At 38.0% G+C, this 16,938-nt stretch carries 14 protein-coding genes and 4 tRNA genes; all 18 read right to left on the bottom strand.

Going from position 1 to position 16,938, the window contains the following annotated elements:
- Positions 1 to 4,305, bottom strand: a complete 4,305-nt coding sequence (gene rpoC, locus P1K33_RS03020) for a DNA-directed RNA polymerase subunit beta' (RefSeq protein WP_284651384.1) — start codon at positions 4,303 to 4,305, stop codon at positions 1 to 3.
- Positions 4,306 to 4,385: 80 nt separating this feature from the next.
- Complete coding sequence (gene rpoB / locus P1K33_RS03025) at positions 4,386 to 8,198, bottom strand: DNA-directed RNA polymerase subunit beta (RefSeq protein WP_284651385.1); 3,813 nt, start codon at positions 8,196 to 8,198, stop codon at positions 4,386 to 4,388.
- A gap of 253 nt (positions 8,199 to 8,451) precedes the next feature.
- Entirely contained in the window at positions 8,452 to 8,826 is a 375-nt protein-coding gene (rplL, locus tag P1K33_RS03030) for a 50S ribosomal protein L7/L12 (RefSeq protein ID WP_131476759.1), read from the bottom strand.
- Between the two features lie 53 nt (positions 8,827 to 8,879).
- Positions 8,880 to 9,380, bottom strand: coding sequence for a 50S ribosomal protein L10 (gene rplJ / locus P1K33_RS03035; RefSeq protein ID WP_284651386.1), 501 nt, complete (start codon positions 9,378 to 9,380; stop codon positions 8,880 to 8,882).
- 23 nt (positions 9,381 to 9,403) lie between these two features.
- Complete coding sequence (rplA, locus tag P1K33_RS03040; protein WP_162127315.1) at positions 9,404 to 10,093, bottom strand: 50S ribosomal protein L1; 690 nt, start codon at positions 10,091 to 10,093, stop codon at positions 9,404 to 9,406.
- A gap of 3 nt (positions 10,094 to 10,096) precedes the next feature.
- Positions 10,097 to 10,543: a 50S ribosomal protein L11 gene (gene rplK, locus P1K33_RS03045; RefSeq protein WP_236460692.1), complete on the bottom strand. Its 447-nt coding sequence runs from the start codon at positions 10,541 to 10,543 to the stop codon at positions 10,097 to 10,099.
- Positions 10,544 to 10,607: 64 nt separating this feature from the next.
- Entirely contained in the window at positions 10,608 to 11,159 is a 552-nt protein-coding gene (gene nusG / locus P1K33_RS03050) for a transcription termination/antitermination protein NusG (protein WP_284651388.1), read from the bottom strand.
- Between the two features lie 10 nt (positions 11,160 to 11,169).
- Complete coding sequence (secE, locus tag P1K33_RS03055; RefSeq protein WP_284651389.1) at positions 11,170 to 11,367, bottom strand: preprotein translocase subunit SecE; 198 nt, start codon at positions 11,365 to 11,367, stop codon at positions 11,170 to 11,172.
- A 17-nt stretch (positions 11,368 to 11,384) separates the two neighbouring features.
- A tRNA-Trp gene (locus P1K33_RS03060) sits at positions 11,385 to 11,455 on the bottom strand.
- A 62-nt stretch (positions 11,456 to 11,517) separates the two neighbouring features.
- Positions 11,518 to 12,705 (bottom strand): elongation factor Tu, encoded by a 1,188-nt coding sequence (gene tuf / locus P1K33_RS03065; RefSeq protein WP_284651390.1) that lies wholly within the window; start codon positions 12,703 to 12,705, stop codon positions 11,518 to 11,520.
- Positions 12,706 to 12,760: 55 nt separating this feature from the next.
- Positions 12,761 to 12,832, bottom strand: a tRNA-Thr gene (locus P1K33_RS03070).
- Positions 12,833 to 13,003: 171 nt separating this feature from the next.
- Positions 13,004 to 13,085 (bottom strand) — tRNA-Tyr (locus tag P1K33_RS03075).
- A 34-nt stretch (positions 13,086 to 13,119) separates the two neighbouring features.
- A tRNA-Thr gene (locus tag P1K33_RS03080) sits at positions 13,120 to 13,193 on the bottom strand.
- 88 nt (positions 13,194 to 13,281) lie between these two features.
- Positions 13,282 to 13,584: a ribosome hibernation-promoting factor, HPF/YfiA family gene (hpf, locus tag P1K33_RS03085; protein ID WP_284651391.1), complete on the bottom strand. Its 303-nt coding sequence runs from the start codon at positions 13,582 to 13,584 to the stop codon at positions 13,282 to 13,284.
- A 31-nt stretch (positions 13,585 to 13,615) separates the two neighbouring features.
- Positions 13,616 to 14,512 (bottom strand): tyrosine-type recombinase/integrase, encoded by an 897-nt coding sequence (locus P1K33_RS03090; RefSeq protein WP_284651392.1) that lies wholly within the window; start codon positions 14,510 to 14,512, stop codon positions 13,616 to 13,618.
- 68 nt (positions 14,513 to 14,580) lie between these two features.
- The gene (gene rpsU / locus P1K33_RS03095) at positions 14,581 to 14,775 is read right to left on the bottom strand and encodes a 30S ribosomal protein S21 (RefSeq protein ID WP_284651393.1); all 195 of its coding nucleotides are present in this window, start codon (positions 14,773 to 14,775) and stop codon (positions 14,581 to 14,583) included.
- Between the two features lie 78 nt (positions 14,776 to 14,853).
- Positions 14,854 to 16,023, bottom strand: coding sequence for an acyl-CoA dehydrogenase family protein (locus tag P1K33_RS03100; protein WP_284651394.1), 1,170 nt, complete (start codon positions 16,021 to 16,023; stop codon positions 14,854 to 14,856).
- Between the two features lie 31 nt (positions 16,024 to 16,054).
- Positions 16,055 to 16,936, bottom strand: a complete 882-nt coding sequence (locus P1K33_RS03105) for a ComEA family DNA-binding protein (protein WP_284651395.1) — start codon at positions 16,934 to 16,936, stop codon at positions 16,055 to 16,057.
- Between the last annotated feature and the right edge of the window lie 2 nt (positions 16,937 to 16,938).

Consider the following 16,938-nt stretch of genomic DNA (forward strand, 5'->3'; position numbering starts at 1 on the left):
TTAGTAGATATATTCTTCTTTGTTAGCCATGATTTCATTGTAATCTTCTTTCGAACCTACAATGGTGTGATCGTAATCTCTCATACCAGTTCCCGCAGGAATTCTGTGTCCAACGATAACATTTTCTTTAAGACCTTCTAATGTATCTACTTTACCAGCCACTGCTGCTTCATTTAATACTTTGGTAGTCTCCTGGAACGATGCTGCAGAGATGAATGATTTCGTTTGTAACGATGCTCTCGTGATACCTTGAAGTACCGGAGTTGCAGTAGCCGTAATTACCTCACGAGCCACAACCTGATTTTTATCATTACGTTTCAATAATGAATTTTCATCTCTTAACTCACGTGGAGAAACGATTTGACCCGGTTTTAACACCTCAGAGTCACCTGCATCTTCTACCACTTTCATTCCGTATAGTTTATCATTTTCTTCGATAAAGTCAGCAGTATGGATCAATTGCTCTTCCAGGAATAATGTATCTCCCGGATCCTGCACTTGTACTTTACGCATCATTTGACGAATAACAACTTCAAAGTGTTTGTCATTGATTTTTACCCCTTGTAAACGGTAAACCTCTTGAATCTCATTCACCAAATACTGTTGAACAGCAGATGGTCCTTGGATTCTTAAGATATCATCCGGAGTAATGGCTCCATCTGATAAAGGCACCCCGGCTTTTACGAAGTCATTCTCTTGTACTAAGATTTGACTAGATAATTTCACCAAGTATTTCTTAACCTCACCAAATTTAGATTCGATAACAATCTCACGGTTACCTCTTTTGATTTTACCAAAAGAAACTACACCATCAATTTCAGAAACTACCGCAGGGTTTGAAGGATTACGAGCTTCTAACAACTCGGTAATTCTTGGTAAACCTCCTGTGATATCGCCTGCTTTAGAAGAACGACGAGGAATTTTCACAAGGATTTTACCCGCTTTAATTTTCTCTCCATCTTCTACCATAAGGTGAGCTCCAACCGGTAAGTTGTAAGAACGGATCAATTCTCCGTCTTTACCGTAAACCAATAAGGTTGGGATTAATTTTTTATTTCTTCCTTCAGAGATTACTTTTTCCTGGAATCCGGTTTGCTCATCAATTTCAACCTGGAACGATTGTCCTTGTTCTAAATCTTCGTAAGCAATTTTTCCGGTAAACTCAGAAACGATAACTCCGTTATATGGATCCCATTTACAGATAGCAGCACCTTTTTCAACCGTGTCACCATCTTTTACATTGATAACCGAACCGTAAGGAATATTGTGTGTACTTAATAAAATCCCCGTTTTAACGTCTACCAATTTCAACTCAGTTGAACGAGAAACCACGATATCTACTTTGTTTCCATCTGCATCTTCACCTACTACTGTTTTCAAATCTTCGATTTCAAGTTTTCCACCGAATCTTGCAATGATTGCTGATTCTTCAGAAACACCACCCGCAACTCCACCAACGTGGAATGTACGAAGTGTCAACTGTGTTCCAGGCTCTCCAATGGATTGGGCAGCGATAACTCCGACTGCTTCTCCTTTTTGAGTCATTTTTCCGGTAGCCAGGTTACGTCCGTAACATTTAGCACAAATACCTTTTTTAGCTTCACAGGTTAAAGGCGAACGTACATCTACTTTCTCCAATGGAGATTCTTCAATCGCTTTAACAATCGCTTCAGTAATTTGCTCACCAGAGTGAACTAAGATTTCATTATTCAATGGATTGATTACATCTTGTAACGCAACACGTCCTAAGATTCTCTCTCCTAATGTTTCAACGATTTCCTCATTTTTCTTTAACGCCGAAACTTCAATTCCTCTTAATGTACCACAATCTACAGAGTTTACGATTACGTCTTGAGAAACGTCATGTAAACGACGGGTCAAGTAACCAGCATCTGCCGTTTTCAAAGCGGTATCCGCCAAACCTTTACGAGCACCGTGAGTAGAGATAAAGTACTCAAGAATCGAAAGGCCTTCCTTAAAGTTAGAAAGAATCGGGTTTTCAATAATTTCACCACCACCAGCAGTAGATTTTTTAGGCTTAGCCATCAAACCACGCATACCGGTTAACTGACGAATCTGTTCTTTAGATCCACGCGCTCCGGAATCAAGCATCATATATACCGAGTTGAAACCTTGTTGGTCTTCTCTAATATTTTTCATCGCTAATTCTGTAAGCAACGCATTTGTTGAAGTCCAAACGTCAATTACCTGGTTGTAACGCTCATTGTTGGTGATAAGACCCATGTTATAGTTTACGGTAATTCCGTCAACCTGCTCACGAGCATCAGCAATCAATTCGTCTTTTCTTTCCGGGATGATAATATCTCCTAATGAGAATGACAATCCACCTTTGAAAGCGAATTTGTATCCCATGTCTTTCATGTTGTCAAGGAACGCTGCCGTTGTAGGAACATCAGTTACTGCAAGGATTTTTCCGATGATATCACGCAAAGATTTTTTAGTCAATACTTCATTGATATAACCAGCTGCCTGAGGTACTACTTCATTAAATAATACTCTACCTGCAGTAGTTTGGATAATTTTATACACTAATTCACCTTCTTCATTAAAATCTTTCGCTCTGATTTTCACACGGGCGTTCAATTCTAATCTTCCTTCATTCAAAGCAATATTTACTTCTTCCGCTGAATAGAAAGTTAAACCTTCACCTAAAATTTTAAGCTCAGGAGTAGTCAATCTTTCTTTGGTCATATAATAAAGACCCAATACCATGTCTTGAGAAGGTACGGTAATCGGAGCACCATTTGCAGGGTTAAGGATATTGTGAGAAGCCAACATTAACAATTGTGCTTCCAAAATAGCCTCTGGCCCTAACGGTAAGTGAACCGCCATCTGGTCACCATCAAAATCCGCGTTAAACGCCGTACATACTAATGGGTGCAACTGGATTGCTTTTCCTTCAATTAATTTTGGTTGGAAAGCTTGGATACCAAGTCTGTGTAAGGTAGGAGCACGGTTTAGTAATACCGGGTGACCTTTGATTACGTTTTCAAGGATATCCCATACTACAGGCTCTTTTTTGTCGATGATTTTCTTAGCCGACTTCACCGTTTTAACGATTCCTCTTTCGATTAACTTACGAATAACGAATGGTTTGTATAGTTCAGCAGCCATATCTTTTGGCAAACCACATTCGAACAATTTCATTTCAGGTCCAACAACAATTACCGAACGAGCAGAATAATCCACACGTTTTCCTAATAAGTTTTGACGGAAACGACCTTGTTTTCCTTTCAATGAATCAGAAAGTGATTTTAATGGTCTGTTTGATTCTGTTTTAACCGCAGAAGCTTTACGTGTGTTGTCAAATAATGAATCTACTGATTCCTGCAACATACGTTTTTCGTTTCTCAAGATTACTTCAGGAGCTTTGATCTCCATCAATCTTTTCAAACGGTTGTTACGGATGATTACTCTTCTGTACAAATCGTTCAAATCGGAAGTAGCAAAACGACCTCCATCAAGCGGCACCAACGGACGCAATTCTGGTGGAATCACCGGAATTACTTTCAAAATCATCCATTCCGGACGGTTTTCTCTGTTTAGGTTTGACTCACGGAAAGACTCAACTACCTGTAATCTTTTTAACGCTTCTGTTTTTCTTTGCTTAGACGTTTCGTTGTTAGCACTGTGTCTCAATTCATAAGACAAAGCATCTAAATCAGTACGTGCCAATAAATCCATGATACATTCAGCACCCATTTTGGCGATGAATTTATTTGGATCATTGTCATCTAAATATTGATTCTCCATCGGAAGGGTATCTAAAATGTTTAGATATTCTTCTTCAGTCAAAAAGTCTAATCTGTGTAATGATTCGCCATCAGCATTTTGAGCAATACCCGCTTGGATTACTACGTATCTTTCGTAGTAAATAATCATATCTAATTTCTTAGACGGCAATCCAAGGATGTACCCAATTTTGTTTGGTAACGAACGGAAGTACCAGATGTGAGCAATTGGCACCACCAAATTGATGTGACCAACTCTGTCTCTACGTACTTTTTTCTCGGTTACTTCAACACCACAACGGTCACAAACGATTCCTTTATAACGGATTCTTTTGTATTTACCACAGGCACATTCGAAATCTTTTACCGGACCGAAAATTCGCTCACAGAAAAGACCATCACGCTCTGGTTTGTGGGTTCTATAGTTGATAGTTTCCGGCTTCAAAACCTCACCTCTTGACTCAGCCAAGATTGATTCGGGAGAAGCTAGTCCTATCGAAATTCTGTCAAATCTTTTGATAGTATTTTTAGTATCTTTATTTCTATTCATCATAGTCGTAACATTTAAAGTGTTCAGTATTCAGTGTTCAGTGTTCAGATCATGTATCCGAACACTGCCACTGCCAACTATTTTTATTCTTCTAATCTGATGTCTAATCCAAGACCTTTCAATTCATGCATCAATACATTGAATGATTCTGGTAGTCCTGGTTCCGGCATAGTTTCTCCCTTAACGATTGCTTCGTAAGTTTTTGCTCTACCGATTACGTCATCCGATTTAACAGTCAAAATTTCTCTAAGCGTGCTTGATGCTCCATAAGCTTCAAGTGCCCAAACCTCCATTTCTCCAAAACGCTGACCTCCAAATTGAGCTTTACCACCCAATGGTTGTTGTGTAATCAAAGAGTATGGACCGATAGAACGTGCGTGCATTTTATCGTCAACCATGTGACCCAATTTCAACATATAGATTACTCCAACTGTTGCTGCCTGGTGGAAACGCTCTCCAGTTCCTCCATCATACAAATAAGTATGACCGAATCTTGGAATACCTGCTTCGTCTGTCAATTCATTGATTTGGTCTAACGTTGCTCCGTCAAAAATTGGTGTAGCAAATTTTCTACCCAAGTTCATTCCGGCCCAACCTAATACCGTTTCATAAATCTGACCGATGTTCATACGGGATGGTACACCCAGTGGATTCAATACGATATCTACCGGAGTTCCGTCTTCTAAGAACGGCATGTCTTCATGACGAACGATACGAGCCACAATACCTTTGTTTCCGTGACGTCCAGCCATTTTATCACCCACTTTCAATTTACGTTTCTTAGCGATATATACTTTCGCCAATTTCAAAATACCGGCTGGTAATTCATCTCCAACAGTAATTGTAAATTTCTCTCTTCTTAACGCACCCTGCAAGTCATTTAACTTGATTTTATAATTGTGGATCAAGTCGTTAACCAAATGGTTAGTTTCCTCATCCGCAACCCATTGGCCTTTGGTTAAGTGAGCGAAATCTTCAACGGCATGTAACATTTTTTGGGTGTATTTTTTACCTTTTGGCAATACTTCTTCACCCAAATCGTTCATTACACCTTGCGATGTTTTTCCGTTTACAATGTTGAATAATTTGTCAACCAATTTGTCTTTTAATTCAACAAATTTGGTTTCGAATTCCATTTCCAAAGACGTCAAATCGTCTTTATCTTTGGTACGTTTCTTTTTATCTTTTACCGCTCTCGCGAATAATTTTTTATCTAAAACCACACCGTGTAATGATGGAGAAGCTTTTAATGAAGCATCTTTCACATCACCTGCTTTATCCCCGAAGATCGCTCTTAACAATTTCTCTTCCGGTGTAGGATCTGATTCTCCTTTTGGCGTAATTTTTCCGATTAGAATGTCACCAGGTTTAACCTCGGCACCGATTCTGATCATTCCGTTTTCATCCAAGTCTTTAGTAGCTTCTTCAGAAACGTTCGGGATATCATTAGTTAACTCTTCATTACCTAATTTAGTATCTCTAACTTCCAATGAATAGTCATCAACGTGGATAGACGTGAAGATATCGTCACGAACCACTTTTTCAGAGATTACAATCGCATCCTCAAAGTTATACCCTTTCCAAGGCATAAACGCTACTTTAAGGTTTCTACCTAAAGCCAACTCTCCGTTTTGTGTTGCATATCCTTCACAAAGTACTTGTCCTAATTTCACTCTGTCGCCTTTTCTAACGATTGGCTTCAGGTTGATAGACGTACTTTGATTCGTTTTTCTGAATTTGATCAAGTTATACGATTTCTCATCCGGGTCAAAACTTACCATTCTTTCCTCTTCAGTTCTGTCGTATTTGATAGTAATCATGTTGGCGTCAACGTACTCTACAGTTCCGTTTCCTTCCGCATTGATTAATACTCTTGAGTCAGAAGCTACTTGACGCTCTAAACCTGTTCCTACGATTGGTGCTTCAGGACGTAACAATGGTACAGCCTGACGCATCATGTTGGAGCCCATCAACGCACGGTTCGCATCATCATGCTCCAAGAAAGGAATCAATGAAGCTGAAATCGAGGCGATTTGGTTAGGCGCTACGTCGGTATAGTGGATCTCGTTTGGATCAACTACCGGGAAATCACCTTCTTCACGGGCAATAACCTTATCGGCAGTAATTTTTCCTTTGGCATCCATTTCAATGTTTGCCTGAGCAATCATTTTACCTTCTTCTTCTTCTGCACTTAAATAGATTGGTTCAGACACTAAGTCAACTGTTCCGCTGGTTACTTTACGGTATGGTGTTTCGATGAATCCCATTCCGTTAACTTTAGCATAAACACCCAATGATGAAATCAAACCAATGTTTGGTCCCTCAGGCGTTTCAATCGGACACAATCTTCCGTAGTGCGTATAGTGAACGTCACGTACCTCGAAACCGGCTCTTTCTCTCGAAAGCCCACCTGGTCCAAGGGCAGATAATCTTCTTTTGTGTGTAATCTCAGCCAATGGATTTGTTTGGTCCATGAATTGAGACAACTGGTTCGTACCAAAGAAAGAGTTGATAACCGATGACAATGTTTTAGCATTGATCAAATCGATTGGTGTAAACACCTCGTTATCTCTAACGTTCATTCTCTCACGGATGGTTCTCGCCATACGGGCTAAACCTACACCAAATTGTTGAGACAATTGCTCACCAACGGTTCTCACACGACGGTTTGACAAGTGATCAATATCATCAATCTCTGCTTTAGAGTTGATCAATTCGATCAAATATTTTACGATGGTGATGATATCTTCTTTGGTCAAGACTTGCTTTTCCATCGGGATATCAAGGTTCAGTTTTTTGTTCATTCTGTAACGACCTACTTCACCTAAGTTGTAACGTTGGTCAGAGAAGAATAATTTATCGATGATGCCACGAGCGGTTTCCTCATCAGGCGGTTCTGCATTACGCAACTGACGGTAAATGTGCTCAACAGCTTCTTTTTCTGAGTTTGTTGGGTCTTTTTGTAACGTGTTGTGGATGATAGCGTAATCTCCTTGATTAGCATCTTCCTTGTGTAACAAAATAGATTTTACGTTAGAATCGATGATTTCTTCCACATTATCTTTGTCGATAATGGTATCACGATCCAAGATAATTTCGTTACGTTCGATAGATACTACTTCTCCAGTATCCTCGTCAACGAAATCTTCGTGCCAGGTATTCAATACTCTCGCCGCTAATCTTCTTCCAACGTATTTCTTAAGACCTGTTTTTGAAACTTTGATTTCTTCTGCAAGGTCAAAAATTTCAAGAATGTCCTTATCTCTTTCAAATCCGATAGCACGGAAAAGAGTAGTAACAGGTAATTTTTTCTTTCTATCGATATAAGCATACATTACGCTATTGATATCGGTAGCAAATTCAATCCATGAACCTTTGAAAGGGATAACTCTAGCAGAATACAACTTAGTACCATTAGCATGGAAAGACTGACCAAAGAAAACACCAGGTGAACGGTGTAACTGAGAAACTACCACACGCTCAGCACCATTGATAACGAAAGTTCCGCTTGGTGTCATGTATGGAATTGTACCAAGATAAACATCTTGAACAATAGTTTCAAAATCTTCGTGCTCCGGATCAGTACAGTATAGTTTTAGTCTGGCTTTTAAAGGCACACTATATGTTAAACCTCTTTCGATACACTCTTGAATGGTGTAACGTGGCGGGTCAACAAAATAATCTAGGAACTCCAATACAAATTGGTTTCTTGTATCAGTTATTGGAAAGTTTTCCATGAAGGTGTTGTATAACCCTTCGTTGCCTCTCTCGTCAGATTTGGTTTCCAATTGGAAGAAATCTTTAAAAGATTTTACCTGAACATCTAGGAAATCCGGATATTGAGGTATGTTTTTAGTAGAGGCAAAATTCAATCTTTCAGTCTGATTTGTTATCATCAATGGACAAAATTTTGATTTAAAAAAAGTAATTTTTGTGTGTAAAAACACTGTATAATCTATACTTTCCTTTTGATAACCAACACCTCTTAAAAATAAACCAGGAAAAATTGTTCATTTTTTTCTTCGTGTTGATTAAAAGCTCTCGCATTTAATATTATTTTAAGACAATAATTTTATTATACGAAAAATGGTTTAGGCCCTTGGACGCATTTGTCCAAGGCCTAAACCTAGTTCTAAAACCGGTGTTGGATTATTTTAATTCAACAACAGCTCCAGCTTCTTCTAAAGATTTTTTCAAACCTTCAGCTTCTGCTTTAGAAACTCCTTCTTTGATGTTTGCAGGTGCACCATCAACGATGTCTTTTGCTTCTTTAAGACCTAAACCTGTTAATTCTTTAACAGCTTTAACTACTGCTAATTTAGAAGCACCAGCATCTTTCAATACTACTGTGAATTCTGTTTGCTCTTCTGCAGCACCACCGTCTCCAGCACCACCAGCAGCAACTACAACAGCTGCAGCAGCTGGTTCGATACCATACTCATCTTTTAATATTGTAGCTAAATCGTTAACTTCTTTTACTGTAAGGTTAACTAATTGTTCTGCGAATTGTTTCAAATCTGCCATTTTTTCTATCGTTTAAAATGTTCTTTAATTATTATTTTTTTAGTCTGCTCTAATTATTCAGCTGCTTCACCTTTTTTCTCAGCATTGTTTAATAAAGCTGAAATAATGCGTTGCGCTGGAGATTGAAGTAATCCGATGATTTCACCGATAACTTCTTCTTTAGATTTAAGTGATGCTAAGCTGTCTAACAAGTTATCTCCAATGTAGATTTCTTGGTTGATGTAAGCACCTTTAAATACTGGTTTATCAGATTTTTTTCTGAAGTCTTTAATGATTTTTGCCGGAGCATTAGCGATGTCAGCTATAAAAATAGAAGAGTTTCCTTTTAATATAGTTGGTAAATCACCATAATCATTAGCTGAAGCTTCCATTGCTTTTTCAAGCAAGGTATTCTTAACTACTTCTAATTTGATACCTGCTTTAAAACAAGCTCTTCTTAAGCTTGAAGTAGTTTCTGCATCTAATCCGGAAGTGTCAGCAATATATACAATACTACTTTCAGCCAACTTTGCAGTTAAATCTTCTATCGCGATTGATTTTTCTTCTCTTGTCATAATAAAATTTGTTTAACTACCAATTACACTGCTTTAGGATCTAAAGCGATAGCAGGGCTCATAGTAGAAGAGATGTGAATACTCTTAATGTATGTTCCTTTAGCTGCAGTTGGTTTTAATTTAAGTAATGTTTGAATGATCTCGTGAGCGTTATCTACAATCTTATCAGCTTCGAAAGAGATTCTTCCGATTCCAGCGTGAACGATTCCAGTTTTATCAACTTTAAAGTCAATTTTACCCGCTTTCACTTCAGCAACAGCTTTACCAATTTCCATGGTTACTGTTCCAGTTTTAGGGTTTGGCATTAAACCTCTTGGACCTAACACACGTCCTAACGGACCTAATTTACCCATGATAGCAGGCATAGTGATGATTACATCAACATCTGTCCAACCATCTTTAATTTTTTGAAGGTAATCGTCTAATCCTACATAGTCAGCACCAGCCGCTTTCGCTTCTGCTTCTTTATCCGGAGTAACTAAAGCTAATACTTTAGTGTCTTTACCGGTTCCATGAGGAAGTGTAACAACACCTCTTACCATTTGGTTTGCTTTTCTTGGATCAACTCCCAAACGAACAGCAATATCCACAGACTCGTCAAATTTTGCAGAAGCAACAACTTTCAATAAAGACGAAGCGTCTTTTAGTGAATACAGTTTGTTTTTTTCAATTTTTGCCGCAGCCTCTTTTTGTTTTTTTGTCAATTTTGCCATGTCTTATCCTTTGTTTAGAGGAGAATCTCCAGTTACAGTTAATCCCATTGATCTAGCTGTTCCAGCAATCATGCTCATAGCAGATTCGATTGTGAATGCATTCAAATCAGTCATCTTGTCTTCAGCAATCGTTTTGATTTGGTCCCAAGAAACGTTACCAACTTTACGACGATTAGGCTCTCCAGAACCAGATTTTAATTTAGCAGCATCCAATAATTGAATTGCAGCAGGTGGAGTTTTCACGACAAAATCGAATGATTTGTCTTTGTACACGGTAATTTGTACCGGTAACACTTTGCCAGGTTGATCTTGTGTTCTAGCATTAAATTGCTTACAGAACTCCATGATATTAACACCAGCAGCTCCCAGAGCAGGTCCAACCGGTGGCGACGGGTTCGCAGCACCTCCCTTAACTTGTAGTTTAACTACTTTACTAATCTCTTTAGCCATTGTTTTTAAAAATTTACAATAATCCGTGGAAGCAAATTATTGCGGTTTATAATAGTGTAACAAATTATACTTTTTCAACTTGCATAAAGCTCAATTCCAATGGTGTTTTTCTACCGAAAATTTTCACCATTACTTCCAGCTTACGCTTTTCTTCATTGATTTTGTCAATAGTTCCGTTGAAACCATTGAAAGGACCATCAATAACCTTGATTGTTTCTCCTATATTGAAAGGAATGTTTTGCGTATCTGTATTCACAGCCAACTCATCCACTTTTCCTAGCATTCTGTTTACTTCAGACATTCTTAACGGCACAGGATCTCCACCTTTTACTTCACCTAAGAAACCAATTACACCGGTAATCGATTTAATGATGTGTGGAATTTCACCAACCAAATTAGCTTCAATCATGACATAACCAGGAAAATACACTTTATCCTTAGCTATTTTTTTTCCGTCTCTAACCTGCACCACTTTTTCAGTCGGAACAAGAACCTGAGAGATATAATCTGCCATGCCCAGTCTGTTGATTTCGGTTTCGATATAAGCTTTTACCTTATTCTCCTGACCGCTAACAGCCCTAACGACATACCATTTTTTTACATTAATATCAGCCATTTCAGAAAAATTAAGGTTTTAACCAATTAAAGAAACCGGCAATAACTTTTGCACAAGCTTCATCAATACCCCAAGTTACCAAAGCAAAAACAATTGAAAATAAAGCCACTACGATAGTGAACTTTTGAACTTCAGCCCATTCCGGCCAAGTAACATTTGTTTTCAACTCTTCAAATGCTTCTGATATATAGTTAACAATTTTTGTCATTGTAAATTATTTTTTTGCACGGGCGGAGGGATTCGAACCCCCATCAACGGTTTTGGAGACCGCTATTCTACCCTTGAACTACGCCCGTTTCATTAAAAACCAGCAGAGTAACCTAAAGGCCCTCTGCTGGTAATATATTTAATTAGATAATTAGTCTAAAATTTCAGTAACCTGACCTGCACCTACTGTTCTACCACCTTCACGGATAGCGAAACGTAAACCTACGTTTAATGCAATTGGGCTTAACAAGTTTACTTCGATAGTCAAGTTATCACCTGGCATTACCATCTCTACACCAGCTGGTAAAGAAATAACTCCTGTTACGTCAGTTGTACGTACGTAGAACTGTGGACGGTAGTTATTGTGGAATGGCGTGTGACGACCACCTTCTTCTTTTTTCAAGATATAAACCTCAGCTTTAAATTTAGCGTGTGGTTTTACAGAACCTGGTTTACAGATAACCATACCTCTTTTGATATCAGCTTTATCGATACCTCTTAAAAGTAATCCAACGTTATCTCCAGCCTCACCTCTGTCAAGGATTTTACGGAACATCTCAACTCCAGTAATTGTAGAAGTCAATTTATCAGCTCCCATACCGATGATCTCAACTGGATCTCCAGTATTAGCAACTCCAGTTTCGATACGACCTGTAGCAACAGTTCCACGACCTGTAATTGTAAATACGTCCTCAACTGGCATCAAGAATGGTTTAGCGTTATCACGTACTGGCTCTTCGATCCAGTTGTCAACAGCTTCCATCAATTCGATGATTTTTGGTACCCAGTTTGGATCATTGTTCAATCCACCTAAAGCAGAACCTTGAACAACAGGACCATTATCTCCATCATATTCGTAGAAAGACAATAAGTCTCTGATTTCCATTTCTACTAATTCTAATAATTCCGCGTCATCAACCATATCCACTTTGTTCATGAACACAACGATTCTTGGAATACCAACCTGACGTCCTAAAAGGATGTGCTCACGTGTTTGTGGCATTGGTCCGTCTGTTGCAGCAACTACTAAAATAGCACCGTCCATTTGAGCAGCACCAGTAACCATGTTCTTAACGTAATCCGCGTGACCTGGACAGTCAACGTGTGCGTAGTGACGGTTAGCAGTTTCATACTCAACGTGTGAAGTATTAATAGTAATACCTCTTTCTTTTTCTTCTGGAGCGTTATCAATTTGATCAAATGATTTCGCTTGACAGTAACCTGCATCAGACAATACTTTTGTGATTGCTGCAGTTAAAGTTGTTTTTCCGTGGTCAACGTGCCCAATTGTTCCAATGTTTAAGTGGGGCTTGTTACGGTTAAAATTTTCTTTTGCCATTTTACTTAATTTTTAATCTTAGTTTATATATTAGTGTTCAAATTTTACAATTTTGAGCCAACTACGGGAATTGAACCCGTGACCTCTTCCTTACCAAGGAAGCACTCTACCCCTGAGCTAAGTCGGCAGTTTCCCTGGTTAAAAACCATATGGTGAACCATCTCATTTTTTTGATGATTCTTTACTCGGATTACCTCGCTGTGCTTTGGTGATCCTGATAAGGCGTTGCCTTATCCAAGCTTTTTAAACTTCATTTTCCCGAAAGCAAGCTTTCAGAAAATGCCTTTCAAAAAGTTTGTGGGGAGAGCAGGATTCGAACCTGCGAAGATGTAATCAGCGGATTTACAGTCCGCCCTCGTTGGCCGCTTGAGTATCTCCCCCTAACCTTTTTATTTTCAATACTATAAAGAACAGAGCCGATAGAGGGACTCGAACCCACGACCTGCTGATTACAAATCAGCTGCTCTAGCCAACTGAGCTACACCGGCGACAATAAAAAAAGTCCGCTATTTCTAACGGACTGCAAATGTATGGATTTTATCTTTTAATCAAAACATTTTTATAAAAAAATTTAAGTTATATATGTGTTCTGATTTTTTCCTTTCTTTTTACCAATAATCTTTCTAAAGATTCGGACGATAACTCCACTGCTTCCTCGAATGTTTTACATTGTTTCTTTACCATAAAATCATCACCCGGAACGTGAATTTTAACCTCTACAATTTTATTTTCTTTCTCACTTGTATTATCAACCTTCAAAAAAACATCTGACGAAACCACTTTATCATAAAATTTTTCAAGTTTACCTAATCTTTCATTGATGAAATCAACCAGCTTTCTGTCGACAGTGAAATTTACCGCATTAACATTTACCTTCATAATTAAATTTTTATTGATTAAACATTGAGAATTATTTTTTATTTCTCGGATGAGCACTACTGTAGACTTTTTTAAGTTCCGCTAAACTGCTGTGCGTATAGACTTGGGTAGAGGCCAAACTAGAATGTCCTAATAACTCTTTAACCGAATTAATATCTGCCCCGTTGTTGAGTAGGTGTGTGGCAAACGTGTGCCTTAATATATGTGGACTTTTTTTAACCTTCTCGGAGACATTACTAAAGTAATAATTTATTAGACGATAAACAAACGAATCGTTCAATTTAACGCCTTTTAACAGTAGAAAAAAATACTCCGCATCTTCAATCCTTTGTAAATGTGACCTTTCTGTTAAATATAATTTTATCTGATTTTCCACGATGGGCAAAATCGGTATAATCCTTTCCTTATTTCTTTTCCCTAAAACTTTCAGGGTTCCGTTGGACAAATCAATATTGTGCAACTTTAGATTAATCAGCTCTGCCCTACGGATACCGGTAGTGTAGAACAAATCAACTATCAGTTTGTCGCGGATGCCGTCAAAATCATTTGTATAAGTGATTTGGTTTAAAACCAGATCCAGTTCTTTTTCCGAAAAGGGAATTTGTAATTTCTTGGGGGCTTTTAGGGCTTTGTGTTTCAAAAGCGGACTCGCTTCTATTTGTTTTGTTTTGAGTAAAAATTTGTAAAACGATTTTAAGGAAGATATTTTCCGGTTAATCGAAGAATTTGAAATACCATCATCTGAAAGCGAAACAATCCAGGCACGGATTTGACTGTAGTTAACCTTAATCAGATTATAGTCATCAAAAGCATTGGATAAAAATGACTCGAAGAAACCGATGTCATTGATATAAGCGGTTACCGTATGCAAAGAGTATTTTTTCTCTAACAGTAAATAATCCTGAAACTTATTTTTAAAATTTTCCATAAAAAAACCGCTGAGTTCAAAGTTATGAAACTTTAATCATCAGCGGTTATATCTTATAAGGAAATTAACTATCCTTCTAGACTGTCTCTTAAGTTTTGAATATAAGCAGCTTTTTGAACTTGTGCTCTTCTCACTACAGATGGCTTAGTAAACGCCTGACGCGCTCTAAGTTGTCTTACAGTTCCGGTTTTATCGAATTTTCTTTTGTAGCGCTTTAATGCTCTATCAATGTTTTCTCCGTCTTTAATTGGTATAATCAACATAATTTAGACACCTCCTCTCATTTAGTGGGTGCAAAAGTAACACTTATTTTGATTTTTCAAAGCAAAGAACAAAGAAAATTATTTCACGGCCGGCTGATAGCTTTGTTTATCAAAGATCATTTTTGACAAAATCTCCCTGAGGATTTCTGAAGTTCCACCGCCAATTGGCCCCAAACGACTGTCTCTTAACAGACGTGCCAATGGGTATTCTTCCATATAACCGTAACCTCCTAACATTTGCAGGCAACTGTAAATGGCTTCGTCAGCAACTTTGGTCGATTTTAATTTAGCCATACTGGCTTCTTTTACTACATATTCACCATTATTCAACCTTGCCACAGCGGCATAATTGAACACTTTACAATGCTCCACTTCGGTAACATGGTCCACCATCGTATGGCGCAATGCCTGAAACTTGTTTATTGTAGTTCCAAATGCTTCGCGTTGTGACATATAATCAATCGTATATTCAATCGCATACTCCGCTCTTGCATGGGCATTGATAGCCATAATCAATCGCTCTAAAGCAAAATGCTGCATGATATAGGCAAATCCTTTTCCTTCTTCACCCATTAAATTTTGGAGTGGAATTTCAACATTATCAAAGGATATCTCAGCAGTATCTGATGCTCGCCAACCTAATTTGTCCAACTTCGTAGCGGTAATTCCGTTTAGGTTTGTATCTATCACAAACATGCTTATTCCTTTATTCCCTGAGTCCGGATCTGTTTTTGCGGCAACTACATAATAGTCTGCGTAAACACCGTTTGTGATAAAAGTCTTAGAACCATTGATAATATACTTGTCTCCTTTTTTTATGGCTGTAGTTCGCATACCCGCAACATCACTTCCGCCAAAAGGCTCAGAAATACACAAAGCGCCTATCTTATCCCCTGCAATACTTGGTGCCAAATAGTCCTGCTTGATTCGTTCATCGCCTTCAGCATTTAGATGCGTCATGGCCAAATAAGCATGTGCCCATATGGCAGCAGCAAATCCGGATGATTTTATTTTTTGAAGTTCTTCTAAAAAGATTACCGTGTAAAACAAATCCAAATTCAATCCACCATAAGCCTCAGGGTATTTTAGTCCAAAAAAGCCCATCTCTCCAAACTTTTTCCAAATAAAGCGTTCGATAGTACCCGTCTTTTCCCATTTTTCAATATGTGGTACTACTTCTTTTTGCAAAAAGTCCTGTAAACTTTTTCTAAACAATTCGTGTTCTTCTGTAAAATAGGTTGAATTCATATAAATAAGGCTGTCTTTTTAGGGTATTTTTTTAGAATTCCAAATATAAGGCAATTATCTTTATCTTATCAACAGGAAATCCTTTAATTTTTGACAAATCCTCAATTTTAATATCGCCATTCATACTTCTGTAGATGACGATTTCTTTGGCCAAAGCATATCTGAAAAATGGAAATTGAGCCAACTCCTTGACAGAGGCATTGTTAATACTAACTCTTTTGATATTGGCAGTTGATTTTACAACAAAATATTTATTCAGATTTTCAATGACTTCGGGTGACAAACCCCAAACATCATTCAGCTGTTCCATCGAAACAAAACCGCCAAGTTTGCTTTTTTGTTCCAAAATTCTGTCCGAAATTTTATCGCCAATTCCGTAGACCTTCATCAAATCTTCCTTTGTGGCTTCATTGATATCGAGGATCAGAATCTTTTCAGCTTTAGCAAATTCCGTATTGGTATAAGTTGACTTGTATTCATTTTTGCTTTTGACCCAATCCGGAAATTTGAAATAAGGCGAAATCGCTTTAAGCAAAGAATCGGAAACTTTGGTTACCTCCTGAAACTCCGCAGCCGAATTGACAAACTTGTTTTGTTTGCGATACGCCAGCAATCGATCGATTTCCGCAACCGACATACCGAGTTTGTACCCTTTGAAATCGGTAATGAAATTGGGATTGAAAGGATAAATGGTCGGCTTGTAATTTTTGTTCCGAAGTTTGAGACTGTCTAACAAACTTTGATTCGCCAGCCAATTGGCTTTTTCCTGATTAGAATCATCAAAGGTTTTGAAATCACTAAAGAGATAAAATCCCTGGCAAACCACTATAATTAAAAAGAGCAGTATAATTCCAATCCGTTGACTTTTCGAATAACTTAAAATCGATTGCAGGATGGAATTATCATTCGTCATAA

Source organism: Flavobacterium terrisoli (assembly GCF_030167905.1).
GTDB classification, from domain to species: domain Bacteria; phylum Bacteroidota; class Bacteroidia; order Flavobacteriales; family Flavobacteriaceae; genus Flavobacterium; species Flavobacterium terrisoli.